Here is a 4,115-nt window from a genome sequence, read left to right as displayed (position 1 = left end):
TCTTCGAAAATCGCCATCGCTTATCCCCATTTCTGCTTTGATAATCTCAGCCTCTGCTGAATTTCCTAAGGGCGCAACGATTCCATTTTCGATACGTGGACAGCGGATAGACGAATAACCGCCCAGTCCGCAAAGCAGTCGTTGGTTCATCTTGCAGCGAATGGCTGCTCCGAGCCCAAAGCGGTCCAATTAAAAACAGTGACCAAAGCGCCTAGTGCCGGAGTCCTCAGGCAGGATTGCGCCCGGAAATGACCCAAGAAGACGTGGGTGCCCAAATGCCGTCAATGTCGGTTTCCAGGCTTTCAAAGTAGTCACGCATTTCTCGCTCGATTTCGGGCCGCTTTGCCTCGGCAAGCTCTTCTCCAGCTTCGCGAAATACTTCGCCACCGGGACCGATGGCTAAAGCAAAAGCGATACTTTCTTCCGGAGTCCTTCCAACAAGGATCTTCTCGTCGACGCGGGTGAAAGAGACATCCACATAGCCGGCGCTCTTCATCATGATCCCTGCGGTCTCTTCGTTGCCCATCGAAAATGGTCCCGGGCCACAAGTATCCGCATCTGCCCCCGGCGCGGGTAAATGGCGCAACGCGATGTTCTTTGCCTCCTGCCATGCCGGATTGTCTTCACGCCTCCGCCAGACGATGTGCGTCATCTGCCCACCTGGCTTAAGAGCCAAACGCATTCGCCGTAACGCCGCGACTGGGTTCGTGAAAAACATCGTGCCAAAGCGCGCGACTACATAGTCAAACTGGTTTTCAGGCAATGCGACCTCAGCATCCCCCCTCGAGAACGTGACATTCGACAGCCCCGCTGCAGCGGCATCCTTGCGACCTTCTTCCAAGAAGGCATCGACGCAGTCTATGCCGACAACCCGCCCTGTCGGACCAACCATTTCGGCCACTTGGAGCGACATGTCACCCCAACCGCAGCCGACATCCAGAACAGCCATACCCTCTGCAATTGGTAGTTTCGGGATCACCGCCGCGGAATGCCGCGACAGTCCACCTTGCAAGATATGCCGGTATTGCGTGAACTTCGGCTCAAGAACCGTGTTCCAAAACTTCACAAAATCGGTGTCGTCGTCGTTGTCCAATGCCATAGTCTGTTCCTCTCAGCAGGTGCGGTACCTATGCTGTACCGATTCAGAAAATCGTATCAACCGATTGTCCTAAAGCCATCGCACCAGCGTACTCGGCTTGAGATTCTTTTTGCAGAGGATGGTAACGTGCCGCCTGTATATCCCTGAAGCGCCGCTCAAGTTCATTCTTGCGATAGAAACTCGCGCCGCCTGCAAGCTCCATTGCAAGCTCAACAACTCTGATCGCATTCTCTTCGACCAACCTGCGACCGATCATAGTGTCATTGATTGTTTCTGCGGAAGGCGCATTTCGGTCGGTTGCCGCCAGCATGTGCTCGTGAGCAAGGCGCGCTGCAGTGAGGGCGTTTTCCATCCGGCCCGCAATTGATTGCGTGCGATGCGATTCTGGCTTCTTGCGCGCAATATCCAACGCGATGTCGCGGGCACTTTGCGCAACTCCCAGATATACTGAATAAATCAAGGGAAATGCGATTGTCGCGATCATCTGAAACGCGGGGTGCCATTCTCCGGCCTTTCGGCGCATTGGAATATTGTCATCGGCGATGAACAACCCGTCAATCTGAACATCATGCGACCCTGTGCTTCGCATCCCCAGTGTGCGCCACGTATCCAATACGGTGACTTCCGGCGCGCCCATCGGAACGCCAAAATGCAAGACTGTGCGCTCGCCGTCTTCCTCAGTAATCGCTCCTGTCATCATAAGATCGCCAGCCGGCGCGCCTGATGAAAAGACTTTGCGCGCCGTGATCTTGTAGCCGCCGTCGACTTTTTCGGCGGTACCCGACCCACCAATCCAATCCGAACCTCCAGAACTCAGAAGCACTATGTTTTCGTCCGCAATTCGGCGCAACAGTGGCTCAACAACGCCGCGCGCGGCCTCCTGATGATGCCATCGCCATGCGGGAATTGCGACCTGATGCGTGTGCATCGACAACGCCAGTCCTGTCGAGCCACAAGCTCCCCCGATGATTTTCAGAACCTCACAGAGATCGCGAATTGAAGCGCCGCCGCCGCCAAGCTGAGATGGAACGCCGGCCGAGACCAATCCTCTGGACTTCAGTTCTGCATAGTTATCTTCGATGAAACGATCACTTTCGTCGTTTGCGCTGGCCCTTTCCGCAAAAACTTTCGCGACCTCGTTCGCTGTTTCGATGAACTTCTCGGATTGTCTGACGATATCTGCAGTCTGTCCCATCGTGCATTCCCCTTTTTTGGTTTCTCTCCGTAAGATTGCTGCGATTCCGACGTCGCGCTAGTCCAGAAACTGTACTGGATTGCTCAACGACGGCGCGGTAGGCTCTAAAAACCAGTAATTCATGACAAAAAGGGGATGGGAAATGCGCGGCGGTTACAGTCAGTTTTGTCCAGTTTCGATGGCAACAGAGGTTCTGTGTTCGCGATGGACCCCACTCGTTGTCAGAGAGCTTTTATGTGGGAGCACACGGTTCAACGACCTGAGGCGCGGACTCCCACGCATGTCCCCGACCTTGCTCTCCAAGCGCCTGGACGAATTAGAAGACGCAGGCGTCATCGTGGCGGCGAAAGGACCAAGCGGGTCACGGGAATACTCGCTTACACAAGCGGGAGAGGAACTCAGGCCGATCATCATGGGCATTGGTTCTTGGGGTCAACGATGGGTCGAAAGCGAACTTTCGTTGAGCAATTTGGACCCGGAATTGTTGATTTGGGACATGCACAGGGGGCTGAACATTGACCCGCTGCCTGACCACCGAACTTGCTTGCAGTTTGTTTTCAAAAATCTTCCCGAAGAGCGGCAGAACTACTGGCTCGTTGTCGACCCACAGTCTGGCGTTGAGGCCTGCTACAAAGACCCAGGCTATGAGATTGATCTTTTTGCGGAGTGTAGCCTGCGCACTATGACAGCGATTTGGATGGGTCTGGAAACGGTTCAGAAGGCGGAAAGTGACGGAAGAATTGTGCTTACTGGGAAACGCGAGATCGTTTTACGAATGCAAGAATGGCTCGGTCTCAGCCCCTTCGCCACTGTGGAGCGAATGGCAGGTTAGTCCGCAAAGTAGTCATTGGTGCACGCTGCAGCGAATGGCGGCTTCGAGCACAGATCCTAGTTTGTGACGAGGAAACCAAGAATGGTGGTGACACGCTACTGGTATAATCCTAGTGGTGGTAGGCGTTGCGAATAAATCGGAACGCATCAAAGTCGTGGTTCGTCCAGTTCGGTTTTGGTTTCCATCGGAACCTGGACCAAGGAACGACAACTAATGACAAAAGTATCTTACCTCATCCAATGGACAATCAACGACGGAGAAGTTGAAAACTTCAAATCCATGGCCAGTGGGTTTGTATCAAGCGTTCAAGAAGGCGAACCGGGAACCCTGGGATATCAATGGTATATCGGTGAAGATGGAAAGCACTGTCTGCTTGAAGAGACATTTGAGAGCTCCGAAGCGCTCCTGACGCATTTGGGCAATGTTGGACCGAGCCTGCCCGGCATTCTGGCAATCGCCCCAATCACGCGACTGGAAGTTCGTGGCAACGCTTCAGCAGAAGCACGGGAGGCTCTTGCGGGACTCGGTGCCTCACACTTTGCGCAATTTGCAGGCTTCGACAGATAAGCATGTGATTTATGGGCAGGGATTGAGAACAGTTCCTGCCCTTACAGTCACTTTGTCTGAACAACGCCCATCGGAATTATCAAGGTCGCGAAAACCGACGCCTTGGTCAGAAATCGGGTGAAGTTATCCTTTGACCAAAAGCCAGCTTTGTCCCGCAAAGCGGACCTTGAGTCGGAGCGCAGCGAATGTCCGCTTCCCGCCCAATTGACCAACTCCCGCGTAACCAAATTCGGACTGGACTTCGCGCGCATGGGAAGCGTGTGTGGTCTGAGAGAGACTGCTAGCTTTTTGAGCAACACCGTCTGCCCGGTCTTCCGGGCCTGTCTCAGTGGAAGGCCCCGGATCATCCGCAGCCCCACACAGGAGACAGACATGTCCAACACCAAACCGCAATCCAAGCGCGCGCAACTTGCGAAGATGAT

At 54.2% G+C, this 4,115-nt stretch carries 5 protein-coding genes; 2 read left to right on the top strand and 3 right to left on the bottom strand.

What is annotated here, in order from left to right; translation table 11 throughout:
• Positions 1-226 precede the first annotated feature (226 nt).
• A complete protein-coding gene (locus tag BOA8489_RS19825; protein WP_093976034.1) occupies positions 227-1,099 on the bottom strand; it encodes a class I SAM-dependent methyltransferase in 873 nt (290 codons plus the stop codon).
• Between the two features lie 43 nt (positions 1,100-1,142).
• Positions 1,143-2,294 (bottom strand): acyl-CoA dehydrogenase family protein, encoded by a 1,152-nt coding sequence (locus tag BOA8489_RS19820; RefSeq protein ID WP_093976033.1) that lies wholly within the window; start codon positions 2,292-2,294, stop codon positions 1,143-1,145.
• A gap of 121 nt (positions 2,295-2,415) precedes the next feature.
• Here BOA8489_RS19820 and BOA8489_RS19815 point away from each other — a divergent pair, with 121 nt between their 5' ends.
• Together BOA8489_RS19815 and BOA8489_RS19810 are read left to right on the top strand one after the other, a co-directional pair.
• Positions 2,416-3,126 (top strand): winged helix-turn-helix transcriptional regulator, encoded by a 711-nt coding sequence (locus tag BOA8489_RS19815; protein ID WP_306345773.1) that lies wholly within the window; start codon positions 2,416-2,418, stop codon positions 3,124-3,126.
• Between the two features lie 213 nt (positions 3,127-3,339).
• Entirely contained in the window at positions 3,340-3,693 is a 354-nt protein-coding gene (locus BOA8489_RS19810) for a putative quinol monooxygenase (RefSeq protein ID WP_093976031.1), read from the top strand.
• 123 nt (positions 3,694-3,816) lie between these two features.
• Here BOA8489_RS19810 and BOA8489_RS20660 read toward each other — a convergent pair.
• Positions 3,817-4,115, bottom strand: a 299-nt coding sequence (locus BOA8489_RS20660) for a hypothetical protein (protein ID WP_217897982.1), incomplete at its 5' end; no start/stop codon positions are given.

Source organism: Boseongicola aestuarii, assembly GCF_900184815.1.
In the GTDB taxonomy this organism is placed as follows: domain Bacteria; phylum Pseudomonadota; class Alphaproteobacteria; order Rhodobacterales; family Rhodobacteraceae; genus Boseongicola; species Boseongicola aestuarii.
This window is presented reverse-complemented; position numbering and strand designations above follow the sequence as displayed.

Bases quoted from the DNA above. Each gene is read 5' to 3' on its own strand.
- BOA8489_RS19825 (WP_093976034.1), bottom strand. From the start codon at position 1,099: ATGGCATTGGACAACGACGACGACACCGATTTTGTGAAGTTTTGGAAC.
- BOA8489_RS19815 (WP_306345773.1), top strand. From the start codon at position 2,416: ATGACAAAAAGGGGATGGGAAATGCGCGGCGGTTACAGTCAGTTTTGT.
- BOA8489_RS19810 (WP_093976031.1), top strand. From the start codon at position 3,340: ATGACAAAAGTATCTTACCTCATCCAATGGACAATCAACGACGGAGAA.
- BOA8489_RS19820 (WP_093976033.1), bottom strand. From the start codon at position 2,294: ATGGGACAGACTGCAGATATCGTCAGACAATCCGAGAAGTTCATCGAA.